This window comes from Clostridium sp. (genome assembly GCF_036781005.1).
Classification (GTDB): domain Bacteria; phylum Bacillota; class Clostridia; order Clostridiales; family Clostridiaceae; genus Clostridium_B.
The window spans coordinates 56407-82131 of the sequence record NZ_DAIQBT010000013.1; the positions used below are offsets into that span (position 1 = coordinate 56407).

Below are 25725 nucleotides of genomic sequence, written 5' to 3' on the forward strand. Positions count from 1 at the left end.
CTACAATTGAAGAACTAACCTAACAAGTTACCCATTAATAAATTCCTTTAAAACTTCACCTATACACTTTATTCCTTGAACAATCTTATCCTCTGACATACTTGAATAGTTGATTCTGAAATTATTTTCTTTTCCACCATTTGGAAAGAAGGAACCCCCCGGAACAAATGCAACATTCTTTTCAAGACACTTTTTAAGTACATCTCTTGCATTTATTTCTTCTGGAAGTTCAACCCACATAAACAATCCACCATGAGGTCTTGTAAATGTAACTTCTTTTGGAAATTCTGCTTCTATTGTATTTATAGCTAGGTCACGTCTTTTCTTATAAACCTTAAGAATTTCCTCTATATGCTTATCAATATCATATAATTCAAGATACTTTGCAATATCCCTTTGGGCAATAGTGTTACATTGAAGGTCAGTAGACTGTTTTACCAATACATACTTTTTTATAATCTCCTTATCTCCTGCAATCCATCCAATTCTATAGCCTGGACAAAATATTTTTGAAAAAGTGCCAAGACATAATACATTTCCACTTTTATCAAATGATTTTGCAGATGGTAATTGTTCCCCTTCATAACGAAGCTCTCCATAAGGGTTATCCTCAATAACAATTACATTGTACTTTGTAGCAAGTTCAGATAATTCCTTACGTTTTTCAATACTCCAGGTTCTCCCTGTAGGATTTTGAAAATTAGGAATAACGTATATTAGTTTAACTCTTTCAGTAGTTTTAAGTATTCTTTCAAGTTCACTTATAACCATACCATCTTCATCCGTAGGTACTTCGACAAACCCACATCCATATGCCTTAAAAGCGCTAATTGCCGCAAGGTATGTAGGACTTTCACATAGTACAACATCTCCTTCATCTAAAAAGACTTTTCCTGAAAGATCCAATGCCTGCTGTGAACCATGTGTAATCAATATATTTTCATAATCAAAGGAAGTGCCCAACATTTTATTCATTCTATCTGCAGCCCATTTTCTTAAAGGATCATATCCTTCTGTAGTTGAATATTGAAGTGCGTTTTTTCCATCCTCTTCAAGTACGAGTCTGTTTGCTTCTTTTATCTCATCAATTGGAAAAAGTTCCGGTGCTGGAAGCCCTCCTGCGAAGGATATAACTTCCGGTTGTTGAGTAATCTTTAAAAGTTCTCTAATTTCAGAGGCATTTAAGCCCTCCATTCTACGAGCATATTTAAAATCCATATTTATCTCTCCTTTTAAAATAATATATAAAAAATCCTGCCCCCTGTATAAATACAAAGGACAGGATTTAAATTCATCTTCCTGCGGTACCACCTTAATTGATGTAAAACACCCACTCATTAAAAAATGCAAACACATTCTGGATTTATAACATAATCCCAATGTTGTGAATTACTCAGAACTCCACAAAGTACTTTTGACCCACACTCTCAAAGGCTACTTTTCTATACTGCATCCTATCAGCTTTCCAGCACCGCCAATTCTCTTTAAGTAGCATATATAGTTTTATCTCCTTGTCAACAATTTACTATATTTAATTATTAATGATATTTTTATTACCGACAGATAATAGTTCTTATTTAGGTAGAATATCACTTTACCATTAACTTGTCAATGTAAAAAATAAAGATAATAATATTATTTTAGCTTGCTCTATTAAAAATCCATTCTTTCCCCTCTACAAGCCGTGATATCATCATACTGCATACTGTGTTTCCCGTGGAATTCAAAACAGTAGCTGGTGCATCTATGATGACACTTATAACCATAATTATAGGAAGTAATCCTTGAGAAAAGCCATATATACTAAGTATGAGCATTTCGCCAATCATGCCCCCACTAGGGATGGCGGCCATTACAGCTCCTACCAGAAAAGATATAAAAATTATGGAAACTATGGATGATATATTAGTCATATTCTTATTAAATAATCCAAATAAAAAAGTGATTTTCATAACTCCCCCAATTACAGAACCGTCCTTATGAATATTTGCTCCAAGTGGAATTACAGTTTCTGCTACATCCTTTGGAACCCTCATCTTTTTTGCAAACTCCAGGTTAACAGGAATGCTAGCAGCACTAGAACAGGTGGCAAGGGCCGTAATAGTGGGAACCACGGCATTTTTCCAAAATATTTGGATTGCAGTTTTCCCTCCTGATAAAAAGGCATATAAAGTAAAAAATCCAAAATAATAAATAATGGATATAATTATATAGAGTATAAATATTCTCAAGTACCCCTGCAATATTTGAGGTCCAAGTGCCCCTATTACTGAAGCAAAATAACATCCAAGTCCTATAGGCGCATAATACATTATTATCTTTACCATCTGCATCATTACATGTGCTGCTGCTGTAAAAAACCTAGTAATAGGTTCCCCCTTTTCTCCAAGTGATGCCGTTGAAATACCAAGCAGTGCCGAAAATAAGATTAATTGAAGCATATTACTTTTAAAAAACAAAGATGCAAATTCTGGAACTGTAATTGTATTTACAATCTGCTGTAAAACTCCCACATGCTTAATTTGCTGCATTGAATTACTGCTTTCAGATACCATCTGTTTTAATGCCATATAATCTATACCTTTTGCAGGCCCAACTATGAAAGTCCCTATTACCCCTATGACAGAAGCTACCAGTGCTGTACATAAAAACACTATAATAGTGCTTCCTATAACTTTGCCAAATCTCTTCATCCCTTTCATATTAGCTATAGCTGAAGTAACGCTGAAAAATACCAATGGTATTATTACCATGAACATTAAATTCAAAAACAATTCCCCAAAAGGTTTTAATACGGATGCTCTATGTCCTAAAAAAACACCTAAAATTGCACCCAGGATTATTGAAGCAAGCAACACTATAGAAAATTTATATCCTCCAAGAAGTTTTTTCATTGTAAATTTCCTCCTAATTATATTATCTAATAATTATTATATTTTAATTTTTCACTACTTTTATTGCTAAAAGTGCTTGAAACATGGCAAAAAATGCTCTACCATATAACTATATTTTATTGAGGTAAATGCTATATGGAAGAAAATAAAAGTTTAAGTATAAAAAGAGGGTATTTAAAAACTGACTTTCAGATATTTTATTTAAAAGATAAAAAAGATATATCTTTTGAATTTCACTATCATAATTTTAATAAAATAGTAATATTCAAAGATGGAGATGTAACTTACTTAATAGAAGGTAAATCCTATAAGTTAAAACCTTGGGATATACTCCTTATAAATAACAATGATATACATAAGGCCGTAATAACTCCCAATAAAGCTTATGAACGAATAATTATGTGGATAAATCTAGACTTTCTAGCAAAATACAATAACCATTGTAATCTCATGAGCTGTTTTGAATTAGCTTCAAAACAAGGATTTAATCTTTTAAGACTGAAAAATAACTGGATTGAAATAATAAAAAAAATTCTTTTTGCTCTTGAAGATACTTTCAAGAATAAGGATCTAGGATATGAAACACTAAGAATCGGCTTACTTTTACAATTTTTAGTATACATTAATAGACTGTTTTTAAAACAAAAAAATATTAAAGAACTGCAAGATATCAAATATGACGAATCCATAAATAATATTTTAAATTATATAAATGAACATTTAGATGAAAATTTATCTATAGATCTTCTTTCCTCTAAATTTTATGTAAGTAAATATTATCTAATGCACAAATTTAAAAAACAAACAGGTTATACAATACATTCATACATACTTCAAAAAAGACTGATCATGTCAAATTTATTAATAAAAAGAGGTAAAAGTATAACAGATGCCTGTATGCAATCTGGATTTGGCGATTATTCCAATTTTATAAGAGCTTTTAAAAAAATGTTTGGAGTTTCTCCAAAAAAATATTATAAACCTTATAAGTCATAAGGGAATATAACTGAATTTAATTTACAAAAATCTAATTACATTCCCTTTGCCTATTATAGATTATTTTTGATATTTACAGGCCAAGAAGGCTTATTCCCGCTTAGAACCTCATGTATGCCAATAGCTGCATGAACAGACATTCTTTTCATGGCTTCTATGGTATGGGCCGCACTATGAGGGGTTACAATTACATTTTCCATTTTAAAAATAGGATTATCTTCTGAAGGTATCTCTCCATCAAATACATCTACTGCCGCCCCTGCAATTTGCTTATTCAAAAGAGCATTACAAAGGGCATCATTATCTACCACCTCTCCACGAGCTGTATTTATAAGAAATGCGTCCTCTTTCATAAGAGACAACTCTCTTTTTCCTATAATTCTCCTTGTAGCTTTAGTAAGAGGAACAGTTAAACTTACAAAATCACAATTTTTAAGTAAATAATCTAAGCTATCTGTAAGTTCAACATAGTCCAAGGATTGGGACTCTTCATCAATATGGCGCTTAAAACCTATAACCCTCATGCCAAAACCATTTGAAGCCTTTAAAGCCAGAAGCTTTCCTATACTTCCAAGTCCCACAATTCCAAGTACTTTTCCTTCAAGATCAATTCCTAAAATATCCCTTATGTCGAAATTTCCCTTTCTAAGTTCTCTGTCATATAGAAAAAACTTTTTAGCAAGGGCTATAATAAGACCCATGGTATATTCCGCCACCGTATTTTTATTTGACTCTGGAGCATTGGTAATTTGTATAGAAAGTTCTGCTGCTGTTTTAATATCTACATTATTTACTCCTACACCAAATCTTGAAATGACTTTTAACTTTTTACCTGCTCTTATTACTTTTTCTGTGATATTTGCCATTCTCACAAGTATGGCATCACAGTCTTTAACTTCTTCTATGAGAACATCCTCGGAGGTATCTTTAGGCATTTTTATCTCATACCCAAATTTTTTTAGGTATTTTATTCCTTCTTCTTCTATATCTTCTGTAATTAAAATTTTATAACTCATATCAAACCTTCTTATACAATATTTGATTTCTATTTTATATCAAATCAATTTGCAATTCTACCTTTTCGCAAACTATCTTAATGTAAAAATAACTTTTACTATACTTTAGGGATACATAATAGTATTATATTGTTATTAAACTATATGAGGTAAAACTATGGATAAATTAAATTTTAAAGATTTTCAGTTAAGCAATACTATATTAGAGTCACTAAATAAACTGGGTTATAACTCTCCCTCTAAAGTTCAAGAAAAGGTTATACCCCTGGTTTTAAAAGATAAGGACATTGTAGTAAAATCACAAACAGGCAGTGGAAAAACCGCAGCTTATGCAATACCAATCTGTGAAAAAACAGAAATAGAAGAAAAAAATCCCCAAGCATTGGTACTTACCCCCACAAGAGAACTAGCTCTTCAGATTAAAGAGGATTTTTCATACATTGGAAGATTAAAAAAAATAAATTGTACTGCTCTCTTTGGCAAAGAACCTATAAGCCTTCAAATAGAAAGACTAAAACAGAGAGTTCATGTAGTAACTGGAACTCCAGGAAGAATATTGGATCATATAGAAAGAAATACTTTAATCCTTGAAAAAATAAAGTATCTGGTTATAGATGAAGCAGATGAAATGTTAAGCAGGGGATTTATGGAACAGGTGGAGACTGTTATAAACAAACTCCCTAAAAATAGAACTACTCTTTTATTTTCTGCAACCATCCCTGGACAAATACTAAAATTATGTACGGTGTATATGAGAAATCCAATCAATATAGAGGTTCAGTGTAAAAACTCTGTAAAAGACAGAATAAAGCAAATATATTACAAGGTAGAGGCCCCTTGTAAATTTTCTCTATTAAATAAAATAATATATACCAAAAGACCTGAAAGCTCCATGATATTTTGCAGGACTAAAAATAACGTAGATGATTTGGTTTTGCAAATGAAAGCTAAAAATTATTCCTGCGAGGCTCTTCATGGAGGAATGCTTCAAAGCGAAAGAATTGATAAAATACAAAGTTTTAAAAGAGGAAAATTTACCTTTCTTGTATGTACAGATATAGCTGCCAGAGGAATTGATGTGGAAAATATAACACACATAATAAATTATGATATACCTGTAGAAAGAGAAAACTACATTCACAGAATAGGCCGTACAGGGCGCTTCACAAATAATGGCACTGCTATAACTTTTGTTACTCCTAAAGAATATCCCTATCTTAAAAAAATAGAAGAACATTTTCATATTACTATTAACGAAGGAAAAATTCCTTCCTTAAAAGAAATTGAAACGGGGAAAAAACTATTTTATGAAAAACTCAAATCTGCTCCTAACCTTAAAGAGGATAAATCATCAAAATTAAATAGGGATATTACAAAAATATATATAAGTGCAGGTAAAAAGAAAAAAATACGCCCTGGAGATATAGCAGGTACCATTTCAAGTATCCCCGGGATAAACCCTGAAGATATAGGAATAATAGATATAAAAGACAACTTTTCCTATGTAGATATACTTTTTGGCAAAGCCTCTATAGTTCTTGAAGGCCTTCAACATAGAACTATAAAAGGTAAAACAGTACGAGTTGAAAAAGCACAAAAGTAAAAAATCAGGTATACCCCCTGATTTTTAACTTTTATCCTTCTCTCCAAAATACTGATAATAATAGCATTTTAATCTTCCATTATAAAGCTTTCTATTTTTATGAGATTTTTTTCCAAAGTATTTTTCAAATTCAGTATGAGCTGTTATTATAAAATAGGACCACTTTTCAAGTGTTGAAAATACCTCTCCCATATCCCTATATAGATTTTCCACTTCTTTTTTTTCTCCCAGTCTTTCTCCATAGGGAGGATTACTTATTATAAAACCATACTTCTTACTAGAACTAAACTTTTGCAAAGGCATTTTTTGAAAAGCTATATACTCCTCCACCCCTGCTTTTTTTGCATTGACCCTAGCAGTTTTAACTACCCTTCCATCTATGTCTGAAGCAAGAATTCTAAAACTATTACTATTAATGGAATTTTGGGCATGTTTTCTTAAATCTTGCCATAAGTTATGTGGAATTATACCCCACTTTTCTGAAACAAAACTTCTATTTAATCCCGGAGCCACATTTTTACCTATTAATGCAGCTTCAATGGCAATGGTACCGGAACCACACATGGGATCTGCAAGTATTTGTGAAGGCTTCCATTTGCTTAAAAGGACCATAGCCGCAGCCAGTGTTTCTTTGATAGGTGCTCCCCCTGAATTTTCTCTATATCCTCTTTTATGAAGAGCTTCCCCTGAAGTATCTAACGTCAAAGTTACCCTATCTTTAAGTATACCCACTTCTATTTTATATTCCACTCCAGTTTCATGAAATCTTTCCCTGTTATATTTCTTTTTCATAGCTTCAACCACAGCTTTTTTAACTATGGATTGGCAATCTGGCACACTATGCAATTTAGATTTTATAGATTTACCCGTCACATGCATAAATGCATCCTCAGGCATGATATTTCCCCAATCCACAGAAAGTGTACCTTGAAAAAGTTCCTCAAAACTTTCTGCTTTAAATTCCGCCATTTTTATAAGTACTCTATCTGCAGTCCTAAGCCATAAATTACAAGTAACTATATCCATTTCATCTCCACAAAAAGTAACCTTGCCATTTTCAAGCTTCAAATTATCATATCCAAGTTCCTTAAGCTCTCCAGCCACCACAGCTTCCAATCCAAAAGTGGAGGTGGCAATCAATGTATATTCCATATTTTTCTCCTTAAATTATTCAGCTTTAATTAATACTTATAATACAATCGAACTATAAAATATAGCATAAATATATTAACATTTTTTAGAGCATCCAACAAATTATTTTTAAATTAAGTTATTGACTATTCCATCATTATATTGTAATATATAAATATAACGATTAATAAATTCCATAGAAAAGAGGTACCTTATGGATAGTAATTATATGAAATATACGGAAGTGTCAGAAATCCTTAAAGTTATGGCTCACCCTGTTAGATTATGTGTCATCAAAGGATTGCTTGAAACAGGAAGCTGCAATGTAACTCATATGCAGCAGTGCCTGAATATACCTCAATCTACATTATCCCAGCATCTTCAGAAATTAAAAGCTGCTGGAATTATAAAAGGTATGAGAAATGGAGTAGAAATTAATTATAAAGTCTGCAACGAACTAGTTGTTGACTTAGTTAATGCCTTGTTTAAATAATTTATAATTAAACACTAATACTACAGAAGGAGGAATTTTCATGAGAAAAAAAATATTAATTGTAGGCGGAGTAGCAGGAGGAGCTTCCACAGCCACAAGGCTCAGGAGACTAGATGAAAATGCAGAAATAATCATGTTTGAAATGGATGAATATATATCTTTTGCAAATTGCGGTCTTCCATACTACATAGGAAATACTATTAAAGACAGAGAAAGACTGCTAGTTCAAACCCCAGAAGGTATGAAAGGTAAATTTAATATAGATACCAGAATCAATAGTGAAGTTATAGGTATAGATATAAACAAAAATACAGTAAAGGTAAAAAGCAAAGACCTCGGAACCTATGAGGAAAGTTATGATTACCTGGTACTGTCCCCTGGTGGAAAAGCTATCAGACCAAATATTGAAGGCATAAACAGTAAAAAAATTTTAACCTTGAGAAATATACCAGATACAGATACCATAAAATCTTTAGTAGATAAGAAAAATATTCAAAGTGCAGCTATTATAGGCGGAGGTTTTATCGGAATTGAAATGGCAGAAAATTTAAAAGAAAGAGGTCTTGATGTAACTTTAATTGAAGCTGCGCCCCACATTTTAGCGCCTTTTGATTCAGATATGGTAACCGCCCTTGAAAAAGAAATGGAGGACAATGGAGTAAATATCATTTTAAATGATGGAGTTAAATCCTTCAAAGAGGATGGGGAAAATGTAGAAATAACCCTTAGCAGCAACACAAAGGTTACCACAAACTTAGTTATACTTGCCATCGGTGTAGCACCTAATACCAATTTTATAAAAGACAGCGGTATAAACTTAGGAATTAAAGGGCACATATTAGTGAATGATAAAATGCAGACAAATATTAAAAATATTTATGCTGTAGGAGATGCCATAGAAGTAGTAGACTTTGTAAATGGCAATAACACTGCAATTGCACTGGCGGGACCCGCTAATAAACAGGGAAGAATAGCAGCAGATAATATATGTGGATTAAATTCCACCTATGATGGGACTCAAGGAACTGCAATACTTAAAGTATTTAGTTTAACTGGTGCAAGTACAGGAAATAATGAAAGAATTCTGAAGAAATTTAATATTCCATATAAAGTTATATATGTTCATCCAACATCCCATGCATCCTATTACCCTGATGCACTTCCATTATCTTTAAAACTCATCTTTAATCAGGAAGGTAAAATTTTAGGTGCACAAGGTATAGGTTACGATGGTGTTGATAAAAGAATTGACGTTATTGCAACAGTTATTCGCCTTGGAGGTACAGTAGAAGATTTGACTAGACTGGAACTAGGTTATGCTCCTCCATTTTCATCTGCAAAAGATCCTGTAAATATGGCAGGTTTTGTGGCAGAAAATGTTTTATCTGGAAAGGTTGAAGTTATAACCCCAGAAGAATTTTTAAATTATAACAGAGAAAATATCATTATTTTAGATGTACATGCAAAAATAGAATTTGACAATCAGCATATAGATGGTGCTTTAAATATTCCTTTAGATGAACTAAGAAACAGACTGGAAGAACTGGATAAAAATAAAGAGATTATAGCCTATTGTCAGGTGGGTCTGAGAAGCTACACTGCAGCCAGAATACTCTCTCAACGTGGATACAAAGTCAAAATTCTAACAGGAGGCTATAAAAGCTATAAATCATTAAATTTTAAACCTAAAAAATTTGACAATACCAAATCTTCCTCAGAGAAAAAATCACATTCCAATAATCAGACTATAAGTTTAAAATTTGATTCAGAGGAACCTGCCTATACTAAAAGTGTAAATGCTTGCGGTCTTTCTTGTCCGGGGCCTCTTATGCAGACAAAATCCTCTATTGATAATTTAAAACAAGGTGAAATTCTTAAAGTAACTGCCTCTGACCCAGGTTTTTATGAAGATATTAAAGCATGGTGTAAGAGAACTGATAATGACCTTGTTAGTTTGAGTAAGAATAATTGTAATGTAACGGCCTTTATAAAAAAAACCGATAAACTAAATTCAAAAAATAACGAAAGCTTCAAAACACCACATAATGACAATAAAACTATTGTGGTATTCAGTGGTGACTTGGATAAAGCACTGGCTTCTTTCATAATTGCCAATGGAGCTGCTTCCATGGGTAAAAAAGTCACAATGTTTTTTACCTTCTGGGGATTAAATATACTGAGAAAACCTGAAAAAGTACCTGTAAAAAAAGAATTCATGGATTCTATGTTTGGGAAAATGATGCCTCGTGGAAGCAAAAAATTGAAATTGTCCAACATGAACATGCTAGGAATGGGTACAAAAATGATGAGAAAAGTTATGAAAGATAAAAATATAAGCTCCCTTGAAGAACTTATTAAATCCGCAATTGACAGCGGCATTGAAATAGTAGCCTGTCAAATGTCCATGGATGTTATGGGACTTAAAAAAGAAGAACTCATTCAAGGAGTTAAGTTAGGTGGAGTAGGCTACTATCTGGGAGAAGCAGAAGATTCAAATGTAAATCTATTTATTTAAAAATATATAAAAAATCAAGTATTGAATTTTCAATTCAATACTTGATTTTTTGTGATCTAAGATTTTTTATACTGCAGAGCCGCTTTGCCTTCATCACCAGTACTTATTCTTATAACATTTTCCACATCATATACAAATATCTTTCCATCTCCCATTTCTCCGGTATGAAGCACTTTTTTAGCAGTTTCAACCACAAGCTCTACTGGTACTTCACAAACAACTACCTCTACCTTCACCTTAGGTATAAGATTAATATCCATAGCCAATCCTCGATAATATTCTTTATGACCTTTTTGCATGCCACATCCTGAAACATTGGTAACAGTCATGCCTGTAATACCTATATGATCCAGTGCTTTTTTTAATTCCTCAAATCTACCTTTAGAAGTAATAATATCCACCTTAGTAAGCTTATCACTCATTATTTTACCTCCCTATTAAACACATATTTCAATGACGTAAAAACACTCTGTATAAATCTATATTATTCTATTAATTAATAAATATACAAGTAATCTCTCTAAACTCCCATTCCCCCATAAGCCTCTTCGCCATGTTCGGTAACATCAAGACCTGTCTGTTCATCTTTTGCAGTTGCCCTAATACTGCTTACTGCATTAATTACTTTAATTATAATAAATGTAACTACCGCTGCATACACAATTGTGGCTAAAATAGCTATAAGCTGAATTCCAACCAATTTTGGATTTCCATGTATCAATCCATTTGCCCCTGCTGAATTCATTGCTGTCCATGCAAATATTCCAGTAGCAATTCCTCCCCATATTCCTCCTACACCATGACATCCAAAAGCATCCAGGGCATCATCATATCCCAATTTAGATTTAAGAAAAGTAATTGATGTATAACATATAGCTCCACCTATTAATCCAATAATCAATGAAGCCAAAGGACTTACAAAACCAGCACCTGGAGTTATGGCTACAAGACCTGCAACTAATCCGCTGGCAACTCCAAGAGAAGTTACTTTTTTTCTATACATATATTCACAAAAAGCCCAACTCACAGCTGAAGCTGCTGCAGATGTGTTTGTGGTAACAAAAGCATTTACTGCTACACTATTGACACCAAGACCACTTCCCGCATTAAATCCATACCATCCAAACCAGAGAAGTGCAGCTCCAAGACAAGTTAAAGGGAGATTGCTAGGTTTGCCTACACTCTTTCTTTTTCCCAGCATCAATGCCGCCACAAGTCCCGATACACCTGAACTTATATGAACTACATTACCACCTGCAAAATCCAAAGCTCCAAGATTCTTAAGCCAGCCACCTGTTCCCCATACCCAATGTGCAATAGGATCGTAAACAAAAGTTGTCCAAAGCAAGAGAAATGCAAGCCAATGCATAAATTTCATTCTCTCTGCAATAGAGCCAGATATAAGTGCAGGAGTTATTATTGCAAACATAAGCTGAAACATCATAAACACTTGGTGTGGAATCGTAGCCGCATAATCTGCATTAGGTGCAAATCCCACTCCCTTTAAACCTGCAAAATTAAAACCACCTATAAATCCGCCTATATTGTTTCCAAAGCACAGTGTATAACCTATAAGTATCCACTGTATAGATATTACTGCTAGAGCTGAATAACTATGAAGAGTAGTATTTAATGTATTCTTTCCTCTAACCATTCCTCCATAAAATAAAGCTAGTCCCGGAGTCATTATCATTACCAAAGCTGCACTAATAATGACAAATACAGTATCTGCTGCATTCACTCCACTCATAAAAATACCTCCTTAAAAATAAATTAATAAAAAAATTTATAAGTTTTTTAAATATATTTTCTGTTGCCTTTTAAAAAACTTATTTTTTATATAATACTAATATAATACTAACTTTTATACAATTTATCAATAGAAATATCAAAATTTTATTGATTTATTATTTAAAACAAATATATATTAATAAATGCAAATTTTAATTCATATATAGAACTTTAAGGGAGTAGATCAGAAGCAGCATATATTGCTTTAAGTGATGAAATAAAAATATATTTTTACATTTTTGAATCTTTTGTATTCATATTTAATAAGGAAACTAATAACTTAATAATAATTTAAGCTGTAATTTATTCAAAATCACTATAATAAAATCATTTTCATGGTAATATATAACACTTTTCAACATAAGAATAAGCACTTTATTTAAAATAACATGATTAGAAATATTATTGTGAGTTTTTTTATAATGCAATAATATATTCACCATTTTACAGACCTATATATCAATATATTAATTTTCTGTGATTTATATTATTATTCATTGGTATATTTTTGTTAAATTTAATATAATTTTAAATTTAACAAAAAAAAATTGTATAAATTTATATATCGTTAAAATAAATAAGGTATTTATCTTATTTCAGTATATTTTTTTAAATTATTTAAAGGATTTTTATAAATTATGTAGAATATTAATAACTTCAGGACCTTATTGTAATATAACGTAATAAAGCATATTAAAACATTATAATTTTCACCATAAAATTACCAATAAATATAATAAAAATCTTACTTTAAATATTTAAACAACAACTTATTGAGAAAGGGGTTAGTAGATCCATGATAAGATTAAAAATTATGTATTTTTTAAACAAAAGAATAAAAGAACAATCTGAAAAGGTATTTGAAGGAATCTCAAAAGGCAGAAAAAAAGCTTTGGAAAACTGGTTCAAGGATAAATGGATGCAACTTGAAAACACCTGTAACATTATAAGATGTTTTGAAGAAAATGATAAAAAACTACTGGAAGACTTAAATGTAGAATTAAACCGATACAAGGATTTCTGTGAATTTTTCATACTAAATAATACTGGAACAGTTGTTGAATCCACCTGTAGTAAACATATAGGACTTAATATGAATCATTTACCTAATTATGAAAAAGGATTAAAAAAAGAAAAGTTCATGTATGGCCCTTATGAAGATAAAAACACTTTGGATATTGATTTACATGATAAAAAATTTGCAGATGAAATAACTTTATTGTTTTCCATGCCCTACATGGACTGCTGCGGAGACAGAAAAATACTTATTGGGAGAGTTTTAAACGACGACATGAGCAATGTAATCCAAGATGAAGATACCCATGTATATAAGGATTCTGGAGATAACTATTTATTCATGATAAAAACAAATAGAGACATACTTCCTGGAACTGCCATATCCAGAAGTAGATTTGAAGATGACACTTTTACTATGGGTGACAATTTAAAAGATGGAGTCAGGACTTTAAAATGGGGAACTGTAAGAATAAAAAAACATACAGAATTTGAAATACGATTTACAGATCCTGAAACAGGTGATTTACACCCTGGAGTGAAAAATACCATTAAAAACAAAGAAAATTTAGACTGCTGGCCTGGATACCCTGATTATAGGCATATAATGGTGGGAGGCAAAGGTACCTTAATAATTCCCCCTTATAGTGATGAACTATGGGGAATGATGTGTGAAGGTGATATAGCTGAAATTTACAATTTTAAAAGCTTAAATTTAAAACTACCTATTATAATATCAGTCAGTGCCGCTATTGCCTTATTAATAAATATCCTAGCATATAATACAAATACAACTATAGGACTTATAAGTTCAATTATAACCTGGCTTTTAATAACTATAATAAGCTGTATATCTTCACAAAAACTAGTTGTAACACCACTAGATAAAACTGTAGATATACTCTATCAGCTAGCTGAAGGAGAAGGCGATTTAACTAAACGTGTAGACAAGCTTTCCTATGATGAGCTAGGTGAACTTTCAAGGTGGTTCAACAAATTTATCAATAACCAAATGACTATGATAAAAAGAGTTGATATTTCCTCAAAGACCTCAAAAAATTCCATAAAAATAGTTTCAAATTTAACCAATAATATAAAAGAAAGTATGAAAGCTGTGGCTAAAACTGTAGATGGTCTGGTAGATATATCAAAAAATCAAAATAATGTATTTCAAAATACTAAAGAACACTTCAACAATCTGTCAGCATCAATACAGGAAATGACTTCCCTTATTCATCAGGCGGCAAATAAAATAGTAAATACCAGCCAGCATGCCAATAAAGCAAGTGATTTTTCAAATGATGTATTGAATTCAATAAATGAACTGGAAAAAACTATGAAAACAACTTTAGATAGAATCCATATTCTCCAGAATCATTCTGATTCCATAACTAAGGTAGTCACAAGTATAAGTAGTATAAGCCAACAAACTCAACTTTTGGCGTTAAATGCAACTATAGAAGCTGCCCGGGCAGGAGAAGCAGGCAAGGGATTTGGAGTGGTGGCAGAGGAAATATCAAAATTAGCTATTGAAACAGAGGAAGCTACTGACTCCATAGGATTAATAGTTTCCAATATTCAAAATGAAACCAACAACACTTTTCAAGACATTAATAATATAAACTCCAAAGTGAAGAATTCTTCTGAAAGCGTAAAAAACAGTATAAATTCCTTTAAGTATATTGTGACTAACATAACAGATATAACAGATAAAATGGAAACCATCCTAAAAATAACCAATAAAGAAAGTACTGATATAAATAATATGGTGGTAAATATAAATGCTTCCGCAGAAAAAATAAACAAGAGAACTACAAAAGGAGCAAGCATCAGTGAAGAATCCTTAAGTTTATTGGAAGATATTTTAAATAAGACTATAAGATTAAAAGAAGTAACAGATAATTTGGAATACTCTTCTACAGTTCTTCAGGAAATGGTGGGGGATTTTAACACCAAAATATAATCACTCTTAATGCACAAGATAAGGTAGCCATACTATATCCAACTACCTTATCTTATCCTATAACACAAAATATAATAAAAAAACTTCTAACTTTCTGTAACTAAAAAGCAGGATCAGTAGCCTGTCCCGCTCATAAATCATATTTAAAAAAATAAAAACTGTAACTTTCCTGAAGTCATTATGTAATCATATACATCTAACCCTGCAATACTTTATTTTTAGATATATTTTCATAAGTTATTCATTTAAAGGTATATCCTTCAGACTATCGATTATATTTTCAACAATAGGCTTAAAGATCTTTTCCAGATCTTCACTTATGCTTTCATCTCCCTGTTCCGACAAACTGCTTATGCCACTTAACATAGGAAGTTCTCCCAAAAGTTTTAAGTCCATATCCTTCAAAAATTTATCTGTGCTTTCTCCATTAAAAAGCTTTATCTGTTTTCCACAATCTGGACAGGTTATATAACTCATATTTTCAATAACCCCAAGTATGTTGATCTTCATGGTTTTTACCATGTTTACAGCTTTTGAAACTATCATAGATACTAAATCCTGTGGCACAGATATCATAACTATACCGTCTATAGGCATGGATTGCATCACAGTAAGGGCAACATCTGCTGTTCCTGGAGGCATATCAATTATTAAATAGTCAAGCTCTCCCCATATTACATCTGTCCACAATTGCTTAACTGCACCACCTATTATCGGTCCTCTCCATATAACCGGCTGGCTCTCATCTTCTAAAAGCAGATTTAATGATATAGCCTTTATAGCATCCTTTGTATCTACAGGTATTATAAATTCTTCCGTAGTTTCTGCTCTTTTGCCTTTTAAACCCATCAAATTTGGAACACTTGGTCCTGTTATATCTGCATCTAAAATTCCTACACTATATCCCATTTTCTTTAATTGTCTAGCTACAAGTACAGAAATTGATGATTTTCCAACACCTCCCTTACCACTCATAATACCAATAATTCTCTTTACCTTATTATAAGGATTAAAATCGACATCAACATTACAATTTTCCTTATCTTTACTGCATCCATCATTTGATGGACATGAATTACAATCTGACATAAAATCATCTCCTTGCACCTATATTGGCATTTGCCATTTTTATATTACTCCTATTTATTATTATTGTCAAATATATATCATATTATAGAACCTAAATATAATTTCCAGAAAAAATAATAATATTCCCCCCCAAGCCTACTGCGAATAAGTGGGGGGATTAATTTGCCAGCCTTCAAATCAACTAATATACCTTGTCAATATTATATCCATGCTCATTCAAGGATTTAATTATCTCTTCTATGTGGTCGTGACCATTTGTTTCAACTGTTACTTCTAAAGCCACATGTTTTAACCTGTCGATAGCTTTAAATTGATTATGATCCAATTTTATTATATTTGCAGATTTTTCCGCTAGAATTTTCGATATCTGTAAAAGCTGCCCCGGAGTATCCTTAAGCTTAACTGAAAAACAGAATATCCTTCCTCTCGAAACAAGTCCATGATTTAAAAGAGCTGACATTGTAACCACATCTATATTTCCGCCGCTTATCAAGCATACAACTTTCTTATTTTTAAACTTCAGCTTGCCTAATGCAGCCAGGGACATAGCTCCCGTGGCTTCTGCCACAAGTTTATGCTTTTCTAAAAGAATATATACATCCTCCATAAGCTGTTGATCGCTCACCGTAACAATTTCATCCACATATTTTTTTATCACCTGAAAAGTTAATTTCCCTGGATTTTTTACTGCCGCTCCATCTGCAATAGTATCAATATTCTCTGCACTGGTTAACTTTCCCCTATCAAAGGAATACTTCATAGGATTAGCTCCATCTGCTTGAACTCCTATTATTTTTATATTAGGATTAATAAACTTTGCAGCTACCGATATGCCACTTATAAGACCTCCCCCACCTATTGGCACCACTATAGCATCTACATCTTTCAATTTTTCTATAATTTCAAGAGCTATTGTTCCCTGCCCTGCCATTACATCTAAATCATCAAAAGGATGTATAAATGTATATCCTTTTTCCTTTTCAAGTCTCTTAGCTTCTTCATAAGCCTCATCGTAGACTTTTCCCTTAAGTACCACTTCAGCTCCATAATTTTTTGTAGCCTGTATCTTAATCAGCGGTGTAGTTTCAGGCATAACAATTGTAGCTTTGATTCCAAGTTTATTTGCAGCATAGGCAACTCCCTGGGCATGATTTCCCGCAGAAGAAGCAATCAATCCCTTTTTCTTATTATCCTCACTTAATTTTGAAATTTTATTTAAAGCCCCTCTTAATTTAAATGCTCCGGTTATCTGCAGATTTTCCGGCTTTATATATACCTGATTTCCACTTTCCATACTATATTCCGAGCTGTATATTAATTCTGTATTTATGCATATATCTTTTATTCTTTTTCTGGCCTCTAATACATCTTCTAAAGTTAAATGTGCTTCTTTTGTTGTCTCTAAAGTTAACATTTCCTTCATGACATCAAGTCTCCTCTCTAAAATTATCTACACTTAAAAAATTATGCCCATAATCAAGTGATTCTTGGGTTCAGGTGGAGTTTGCTATAGAGAACTACTTATCTCCATCTGAGACTTAGAAGAACTTATTCAGACGTGCAGCATTGCTTATCTCCCACTTTGAACAAGATGGGAGTATTAGCAATGATAGCGTTGGGATAAATAAAAAAAATCTTTCATACTTATAAACACTTTACATATGCTTATAAGGACGAAAGATTGTCATTCCGTGATACCACCTTATTTGCAATTAGATACCTAACTGCCACTCATTTTTCAGGTCAGTTTCAAACAAAAATAAAGCTATCCACATAACCCTAACCAAATACCGCTGGTAAACGTCCTCCTTTACTCGACAAAAGTCTTTCTACTTGGAAACTCCGGAGTGATTATTATATATTTATATTAACACCAACTTTCACCCTCTGCTGGCTCTCTGAAGTTAATAGGTCAAATATTTTTCTCTCCATCTTAGTTTTATCTCTATTAATAAATTTAATCTTGTAAAAAAGTATATTATTTTTATAAAAAAATGTCAATATAAAATTAATAAAATTTTCTCAGTTGTTTCACCAGAAATACGGCTAAAATAGCAGGAATTATCTGACCTACTACAAGGCTGCATACTAAAACCATATACTTTATATGAAGAAGATAGGATAACCATATAGGGACTCCAAATCCTGGTATAACAATAATAGGTAAGACAATAAGCCAGTCATTAAGCTTATACTTGCTTATTAAATATACTAAAAATGAAGTTATTATACCTACAATTGCACCCCCCAACATATCAGGAAGTCCAAGCCCCCCCATTAAAGTATTACTTATTAGGTTACTTATCCCCATAGGTAAAATCAAAAATGGAAAAATGGCAGAAAGTCCATACAAAGACGTAGCCACTCTTATCTGAAATTGCATAAAAGCAAAACTTTGAGTAAAATACATAACAACCACATATATGGCTATAACAACACCAGATATAGCAATTTTATTTATTTTTGACAAGGATTTTTTATTTTTAAAAATATCTTTTTTCTCATATTCCATTTATTTTCCTCCTACATATCTTATTGGATCTTCATAGCCTGCCTCTTTAAAAGCCTTTAGCCTTAGTCTGCAGCTATCACAAACTCCACAGGCTAATTCTTCTCCATTGTAGCATGTCCATGTTTTTCCATAATCCACCCCTAAATCCATACCCATTTTAATTTCCTGTGATTTTGTCTTATTAATAAAGGGAGCATGTATTTTTATATATTTTTTATGTTCTACAGCACACACAGTTCCCAAATTTATTGTTTTTTCCATGGAATGAATGAATTCATGTCTGCAATCCACATATCCCGAATAATCCACTTCACTTACTCCTATAAAAATATCATAAGCTCCCATGGTCTCTGCATAAGAAGCTGCATAAGACAAAAATATCATATTCCTTGCAGGTACATAGGTAACAGGTATTTTCCCACTTTCTTCATTAAATTCAGGTACCTTTATAGAATCATCTGTAAGTGCAGAACCTCCCCAGGCATTCATATTTGTAGTAACCAAAACAAAATCCGCTGCACCTGCATTTTCAGCAATGTCCTTTGCACATTGAATTTCCTTTTTATGACGCTGACCATAATCAAAACTCATGGCATAAACTTCATATCCCTGACTTTTAGCTAAATATAAAGCTGTAGCAGAATCAAGTCCACCAGATAATAAAACTACCGCTTTTTTCATTTTAAATTCATCCTTTCAGCATAATAACAACAACCTATAGCTCCATTAAATTGAGGTTCTTTTAAAAGCACTATTTTTTCGTAATCATCTTTTAAATAGTTATATATGGCTTGATTTTTAGCAACCCCACCAGCCAATACAAGCCTTTTTCCCCGAAACCTATTTAAAAAAGGCTTGATTCTTTTATAAAGTGAATAATTAACTCCTGCACAAAGTCTTTCAACTGAAATTCCCTCTGCTATTTTTCCAATCAGCTCTGATTCAGAAAAAACTGCACAGGTAGAATTTAACTCCACAGGTTCCTTATAAAAACTACATAAATCCTCTAATGAAATTTCCAGCATACTTGCCATATTCTCAAGATATCTCCCACTTGACGCTGCACACTTTTCATTAAGTTCCAAGTCTGTTATTAATCCTTTTTCCACCTTTACTACTTTAACATCCTGTCCTCCTATATCTAAAAGTATAAATTCCTTTAACTTTGTTTGAAAAACTGCCCCATAAACATGGGCTTTTATTTCATTTATTGACTTGAATAACCTTAAATCTGTATTATTTCTTCCATAACCCGTTGAAATTGCAGAATCAATATGTTTAATATCTAACTTTTCAAGATTTACTGTCATCTTTCCATCATAACTGCAAAAATCTCTATAAAAAATCATAGTGCTCATTTTATTTTTAAATACAATATGTTCATTTTCCATTACCACTATTTTCACTTCTCTGCTGCCTAAATCTATACCTAACCTTCTCAACGTTGTTCCTCTTTCCTATTCATATCAATCAGATCCTGAAGCATATCCAAAAACGCCTCTAATCTTATTTTGGTTCTGGCATCTAAAAAATTAAGTTTATCACCCTCTATAGTTAGTATAGGTATATTAATTTCATCTTTTATAACTATATCTTCAATTTGTCTATAACAAAATGCCTGGGTATAATGAATTAAAGCATCTATTTTTCTCTCTTTAATTTGATTTTTTATCTCACCAAGTCTAAATTTTATATCGTAGGGGTAAGTATAATCATAGTACTGTTCATAAATGCCTTTAGCTTTCATAGCCCTCGGAAATGCAAATTCTCTCTGAACCTCATTATAAACAAAACGAGCATTGAACTTTTCCACATAATCATATATATCACAAGGCATAGGAGGTACCCCTATAAAACCAAGTCTTAATTTCTGAGTAAAGGGCCTTCTTTTTTTTATCTCTTCCAATTTATCTTTTATATCCTGATTAAATTTATAAATATCACTGTTAAAGTCACTGGCACTTACCTGATAAAGATGATTTTCAAATCCTGAAACCTTATTTTCCCTATAAGTCAGTTCATCCAGACATTTGATAAGATATCGTGTTTTATTTACTTTTCCCCTTACTTTTTCAACTTCACTATGGGAAACATTAAAAATGTTCATAAACTTATCAATAGATGCCTTAATGTCACAGATATCATGACTTTGTGGGAACGCAAATGAATGTATTTTTATACCCTTCATATCCAATATAGCTTCTAACGCTTTCGTATTAGAACAATCCCCTTCGGTGACACCTACAATCTCACTGATTTTCTTATCCATACACACCCCAAAAATTCCTTTTTGCCATGCACAACAACTCTTTGGAAAACCTTCTCTTTCTGCCATATCAATAAATTTTTTATAATCCTTTGAAGTGACAAAAATATTATTCAAGTCAATTACTTTATATCCTGCAGCTATCAAAACTTCATAGGGAACAGTAGTAGTTATTCCTATAGTTTTATTTTTCATTTATCTCACATCTCACTTTGTCTTCAATTTTAATAAGTAAATTTACATAATATAAAAAAGGTAGAGACACCCCCTACCTTTAAATCACAAAATAAACTGTACAATTACACAGTTTCCCCTAGTTTTGTTTATAGACAGGATGGTCACGAACTGTCACTTATGTAGTTTTAAATACTATTATATGCTATAAGGTAGCCAAAATCAAGGGGTTTGTGATGGATATATATTTTCTATTTTTTATTAAATGCTAACAAATTCTATTAAAATTCATATTTTACATTTACAAATATGTTAGCAAATATGGATTTTACAAGCAATAATTTTTGAGATGATATGCAGGAATGAGAAAGCATAAAATTCAAAAACTCCAGCTTTATTTTAGCTGGAGTTGTGTTTTGCTTAAAATAGTGTTTAAAATCATACTCTAACTTTTGCTTTACTTTGGTCTTTTTTAACCAATCCCATTATACCTGGTATTATTAAAAGTATACCTGAAAGAATATAAAAATATGATACACATATTATTCCTCCAATTGTCATTGCCATTATTCCTGCTATAATTCCAAAAATACCACCAATAAGTCCTAAAACAAATTCCGCTGTTCTTTTATCATCCAATATATTTCCCTCCCTTATTTACATATATTGTAACAATATAGTAACATTTTATCCATATTTAGACATAAAAGTAAAGCCTACCAGAGATTTCTCTGGTAGGCTTAAAATTATTACTATTTGGAGTGTAAATTTGGATAAATCAAACTTACATTAGGTTGTAAAAAATTACTTTAGGAATGTTGACCTCATAAATATATAATATACTATTTTACATATATTGTAAATATATTTTAGATATAAAATCTTCTTTTATTTTAAATGTAGTAAATTAATTATGATGGTTAATACCATAAGAATACCTATATTGATTCTTTAATATTATTCAATTGTCTTAACATATTTCATAAAAGCTCTGGTGCTGCCAGGGCTTTTACTATAAAAATTTCTATTTTATTTAAGTGATACCTTATATTTTAATTTAATTAAAATTGTTTCCTATATACTATATGCAACTCAAAAATTTTGAATACACTATTAAATATAGTTGTTCCTCTTAATTTTTAAGCTGGCCTTTGGTCAGCTTTTTTGTATATAGAAATAATTTCTATATATGCATAATATCATTAAGAGAATGGATATGTTTTTAGTTAGTCACCCTCCAGTGTTTCATCTCTTTCAAAGAGGTCGTTACGGTTAATTAGCAACAGAGGCGGTGACAATATGAGTCATTCTGTTACTATTACATCTATAGTGTGCATTACAATAGTAGGTATAGTGGGAATTTTTGCTATACTTGCCCATTCAAAAGAGAAAGCTATTCTTAAATACAAGAATAGCTCTAAAGACAGTAATAATGAAATATCTATTACTGTTGATAGTGATAAAGAAAATACCTAAAAAAACTAAAATGCACCCATCGCCTTGAGTGCGTTTTAGATAACTAATATACAAATTAAACATAAAAACCGTAACGGCTTCTTATGCATATATTATATCATAATGTCTATTATTTTAAACAAGTAAATAAAAATATGTGCACGATATTATACAAAAAATTGAACCTAAAACAGTTTTATCCATCCTAAGCTTTTTATCAAATCTCACTTTAAACTCTACTCATAAGCTTCAATCATCTTCTTAAGCATATTCTCACCTATCCAACCTACTATAGTCTGAATACACCACATCATACAAATATACGTTCTGTTTTAACAAGCATTATTTGGTGATCAAAGGAATAATTTTATCCATAATAATATAACTAATTCTTATTATCTTTCTTCATCAATATTGCCCTATTAATTATTGAAGAACCATACTTTTGACGTATATTATCAATAGCGATTTCTAGTTTATCTATTTTGTCTACACTGTCTATTTCATGATCCGCTTCTAACATATTAAATATAGATATCTGTTTACTATCATTGTCTTTGATGAACCCGCTAAGGCTTATTCCTAATAGTCGTACTGGCAGCTGCTTATTCCAGTTTTTTTGAAGCATTTCAATTCCAGCAGAATAAATTTCCTTTACAAGATAAGTTGCAGGTATGGTTGTTTGCCGGGTTATGGAGTGAAAATTAGAATACTTAATGCTAATTTGCACTGTACGACCTTTTTTATTGTGCCTGCGGGCAGTCATTCCCACCTCATCTGAAAGCTTCATTAAGATAATTTTTGCACTCTCTATATCTGAAATATCATGAGGTAGTGTAACTGATTTTCCAATTGATTTTATGTCATGCTGTAAATGGGGCTTTATCTGGGAAATATCAATTCCATTGGCAAGTTGGTAAATTTCGCCACCTATTTTGCCAAGCTTTTTTACAAGATGACCCCTGTTAAAAAGTGCAAGCTCCCCAATAGTTTTAATTTTCATTTTTTCAAGTTTTTGTGTCGTCTGTTTTCCTACTCCATACATAAATTGGATTGGCAGCGGCCATAACTTATGTTCAATATCCTTTTTCCAAAGCTCTGTAATTCCTGACGGTTTTTTCATTTCAGAAGCCATCTTTGCCAGGAACTTATTTTCAGATATGCCTATAGAACATTTCAATCCTAATTCATTATTAATATGTTCCATAATCTGTTTTGCACATTCATATGGTTTCCCAAATATCCTTTCACATCCAGTCATGTCAAGCCATGCTTCATCAATGCTGTTTTCTTCAATGACAGGGGTATACCCTGAAAGTATATCCATAACCTGCCTAGATTTATGTTTATAAAACTTATGATCTGGAGGAATAATTATCATATCTGGACAAAGTTTTAAAGCTTGATGCAATAGCATAGTTGTCTTAACCCCAAATTTCCTAGCTTCATAATTTGCAGTCAAAATAATTCCTCTCCTGTTTTCAGGATCTCCAGCTACAGCAGCAGGTTTATCAATAATTTCAGGATGCCTGGTAGATTCACAGCTTATGAAAAAAGCATTCATGTCTACAAGAAAAATTATTCTATGCATAGTTACACCTACTTATTTTTAAATTAGACTTTATACCATGTGATTACTCCAGAGTGAACATTCTCATATTTTCTTTAATTAAAATAGTGTAACATTAAACATAGAGTTATTCAACCACCTAAACATATATGAATTAAGTTCAAATAAATCCTTCTAAGGTATTTGTATATCTAGGTTTAAGTAATACATGCCCCATAAAATAAAAATGTGTAAACATACGGTTTTTTATTTTATGATAGCAAATGGATGGGAATTTAATTTTTGCCACCGTAATTAAATCATAAGAGTTTTTATATTGCAAAGATAAACTTATCTTCTATAGTCCTAATAATAACAATAACTCCCCCAGCAAGGCTCGAACCTGCGGCCTCTGGATTCGGTTCTAATTATCATTAATTTTTATACTTTTTTAAAATGGCTTAATATCAATGGGTCCCGTGTTAATTTATATTATCTAAAGTTAATATTTTTTAGCTTTATTTAAAACTTTGGAGGGAAAATTATATATACCTAACTCCTGTAATATCAATGCTTTTCCTTGTAGTAAAGTTAACACAATAGGGAAGATATTCTGCTATTTAATCTATTATTTTAATTTTATATTATATTCCGCATATAACCATAAGTAAAATTTCCTGCTAATAAATTCTAAAATAGGAGGAATATTTAATAGTAGATGGTTATAATAAATTGCACAGAAAGTATTCCAACATGGTATAATGTAAAAATAAAAAGAATATGTTAACAGTTAAAGGCATACTAACCGATAGAAAATACTGGAGTGAAGTTAATGTTTTTCATTGGAATTTTTGGAATTGAGAATAAAAGTAAAAATATTTTAACGAATCGAAATAATATGTGTCCATTATGCAATGCTTATGGTAGTTATGATATTTTAAAATCATATAACTATTTTCATATTTTCTTTATTCCTTTATGGAAATGGAATACACGTTATCTTATCAGGACCCATTGTTGTATGAAATTTTGTACACTTGACAATAATATTGGTCTTAGAATAGAAAATGGTGAAATGGTAGAAATTAAAAAGGAACATATACACTGTGATAATAACTATAATCTCTGTCCCTACTGTTCTTCACAGATAGAGCCTGCATTTCATTACTGTCCACATTGTGGTAAAAGAATATAAAAAGTAGAAATTTATGGCGTAGTTCAAAATAAACTTAATGGTGCCTGTCCCATTAAAAAAAGACTATAA

General features: G+C 31.6%; 21 protein-coding genes and 1 other annotated feature. Of the genes, 7 read left to right on the forward strand and 14 right to left on the reverse strand.

Going from position 1 to position 25725, the window contains the following annotated elements; genetic code table 11:
- Positions 1-27 precede the first annotated feature (27 nt).
- Positions 28-1218, reverse strand: coding sequence for an aminotransferase-like domain-containing protein (locus V7Q02_RS07340; protein ID WP_333860375.1), 1191 nt, complete (start codon positions 1216-1218; stop codon positions 28-30).
- A gap of 422 nt (positions 1219-1640) precedes the next feature.
- Positions 1641-2894 (reverse strand): dicarboxylate/amino acid:cation symporter, encoded by a 1254-nt coding sequence (locus V7Q02_RS07345; protein ID WP_333860353.1) that lies wholly within the window; start codon positions 2892-2894, stop codon positions 1641-1643.
- Between the two features lie 135 nt (positions 2895-3029).
- Here V7Q02_RS07345 and V7Q02_RS07350 point away from each other — a divergent pair, with 135 nt between their 5' ends.
- A complete protein-coding gene (locus V7Q02_RS07350; RefSeq protein ID WP_333860354.1) occupies positions 3030-3890 on the forward strand; it encodes an AraC family transcriptional regulator in 861 nt (286 codons plus the stop codon).
- 53 nt (positions 3891-3943) lie between these two features.
- On the opposite strand, the gene V7Q02_RS07355 is transcribed toward V7Q02_RS07350, so the two are convergent.
- Positions 3944-4906, reverse strand: coding sequence for a hydroxyacid dehydrogenase (locus V7Q02_RS07355; protein WP_333860355.1), 963 nt, complete (start codon positions 4904-4906; stop codon positions 3944-3946).
- Positions 4907-5063: 157 nt separating this feature from the next.
- On the opposite strand from V7Q02_RS07355, the gene V7Q02_RS07360 reads away from it, so the two are divergent.
- Positions 5064-6509 (forward strand): DEAD/DEAH box helicase, encoded by a 1446-nt coding sequence (locus V7Q02_RS07360; RefSeq protein WP_333860356.1) that lies wholly within the window; start codon positions 5064-5066, stop codon positions 6507-6509.
- Between the two features lie 24 nt (positions 6510-6533).
- Here V7Q02_RS07360 and V7Q02_RS07365 read toward each other — a convergent pair whose 3' ends face one another.
- Positions 6534-7661 (reverse strand): THUMP domain-containing class I SAM-dependent RNA methyltransferase, encoded by a 1128-nt coding sequence (locus V7Q02_RS07365; protein WP_333860357.1) that lies wholly within the window; start codon positions 7659-7661, stop codon positions 6534-6536.
- 193 nt (positions 7662-7854) lie between these two features.
- Here V7Q02_RS07365 and V7Q02_RS07370 point away from each other — a divergent pair, with 193 nt between their 5' ends.
- Together V7Q02_RS07370 and V7Q02_RS07375 are read left to right on the forward strand one after the other, a co-directional pair.
- Entirely contained in the window at positions 7855-8133 is a 279-nt protein-coding gene (locus tag V7Q02_RS07370; RefSeq protein WP_333860358.1) for an ArsR/SmtB family transcription factor, read from the forward strand.
- Between the two features lie 40 nt (positions 8134-8173).
- Complete coding sequence (locus V7Q02_RS07375) at positions 8174-10648, forward strand: DsrE/DsrF/DrsH-like family protein (protein ID WP_333860359.1); 2475 nt, start codon at positions 8174-8176, stop codon at positions 10646-10648.
- A 56-nt stretch (positions 10649-10704) separates the two neighbouring features.
- Here V7Q02_RS07375 and V7Q02_RS07380 read toward each other — a convergent pair whose 3' ends face one another.
- The gene (locus V7Q02_RS07380) at positions 10705-11070 is read right to left on the reverse strand and encodes a P-II family nitrogen regulator (RefSeq protein ID WP_333860360.1); all 366 of its coding nucleotides are present in this window, start codon (positions 11068-11070) and stop codon (positions 10705-10707) included.
- A gap of 98 nt (positions 11071-11168) precedes the next feature.
- Positions 11169-12398, reverse strand: a complete 1230-nt coding sequence (locus V7Q02_RS07385) for an ammonium transporter (protein WP_333860361.1) — start codon at positions 12396-12398, stop codon at positions 11169-11171.
- An 837-nt stretch (positions 12399-13235) separates the two neighbouring features.
- On the opposite strand from V7Q02_RS07385, the gene V7Q02_RS07390 reads away from it, so the two are divergent.
- Complete coding sequence (locus V7Q02_RS07390; protein ID WP_333860362.1) at positions 13236-15416, forward strand: methyl-accepting chemotaxis protein; 2181 nt, start codon at positions 13236-13238, stop codon at positions 15414-15416.
- Positions 15417-15653: 237 nt separating this feature from the next.
- Here the strand turns inward: V7Q02_RS07390 and V7Q02_RS07395 are convergent, their stop codons facing one another.
- From V7Q02_RS07395 to V7Q02_RS07425, 7 genes are all read right to left on the reverse strand, one after another.
- Positions 15654-16505, reverse strand: coding sequence for an Mrp/NBP35 family ATP-binding protein (locus V7Q02_RS07395; protein WP_333860363.1), 852 nt, complete (start codon positions 16503-16505; stop codon positions 15654-15656).
- A gap of 181 nt (positions 16506-16686) precedes the next feature.
- The gene (gene ilvA, locus V7Q02_RS07400) at positions 16687-17928 is read right to left on the reverse strand and encodes a threonine ammonia-lyase (RefSeq protein WP_333860364.1); all 1242 of its coding nucleotides are present in this window, start codon (positions 17926-17928) and stop codon (positions 16687-16689) included.
- 243 nt (positions 17929-18171) lie between these two features.
- Positions 18172-18449 (reverse strand) — a binding site (T-box leader).
- 64 nt (positions 18450-18513) lie between these two features.
- Entirely contained in the window at positions 18514-19017 is a 504-nt protein-coding gene (locus V7Q02_RS07405) for a QueT transporter family protein (RefSeq protein WP_333860365.1), read from the reverse strand.
- On the reverse strand, positions 19018-19698 hold the full coding sequence (gene queC, locus V7Q02_RS07410; protein ID WP_333860366.1) for a 7-cyano-7-deazaguanine synthase QueC: 681 nt from the start codon (positions 19696-19698) through the stop codon (positions 19018-19020).
- Entirely contained in the window at positions 19695-20459 is a 765-nt protein-coding gene (locus V7Q02_RS07415; protein WP_333860367.1) for an acyl-CoA dehydratase activase, read from the reverse strand. The genes queC and V7Q02_RS07415 overlap by 4 nt, the downstream gene beginning before the upstream one ends.
- Positions 20456-21478: a 2-hydroxyacyl-CoA dehydratase family protein gene (locus V7Q02_RS07420; protein ID WP_333860368.1), complete on the reverse strand. Its 1023-nt coding sequence runs from the start codon at positions 21476-21478 to the stop codon at positions 20456-20458. Before V7Q02_RS07420 ends, V7Q02_RS07415 begins: the two co-directional genes overlap by 4 nt.
- A gap of 417 nt (positions 21479-21895) precedes the next feature.
- A complete protein-coding gene (locus V7Q02_RS07425) occupies positions 21896-22096 on the reverse strand; it encodes a hypothetical protein (RefSeq protein ID WP_333860369.1) in 201 nt (66 codons plus the stop codon).
- Between the two features lie 660 nt (positions 22097-22756).
- Between V7Q02_RS07425 and V7Q02_RS07430 the strand changes: the two genes are divergently transcribed.
- Entirely contained in the window at positions 22757-22933 is a 177-nt protein-coding gene (locus V7Q02_RS07430) for a hypothetical protein (RefSeq protein ID WP_333860370.1), read from the forward strand.
- 364 nt (positions 22934-23297) lie between these two features.
- Here V7Q02_RS07430 and V7Q02_RS07435 read toward each other — a convergent pair whose 3' ends face one another.
- Positions 23298-24503, reverse strand: coding sequence for a DNA polymerase IV (locus V7Q02_RS07435; protein ID WP_333860371.1), 1206 nt, complete (start codon positions 24501-24503; stop codon positions 23298-23300).
- An 856-nt stretch (positions 24504-25359) separates the two neighbouring features.
- Between V7Q02_RS07435 and V7Q02_RS07440 the strand changes: the two genes are divergently transcribed.
- Positions 25360-25656 (forward strand): zinc ribbon domain-containing protein, encoded by a 297-nt coding sequence (locus V7Q02_RS07440; RefSeq protein ID WP_333860376.1) that lies wholly within the window; start codon positions 25360-25362, stop codon positions 25654-25656.
- Positions 25657-25725: the final 69 nt, after the last annotated feature.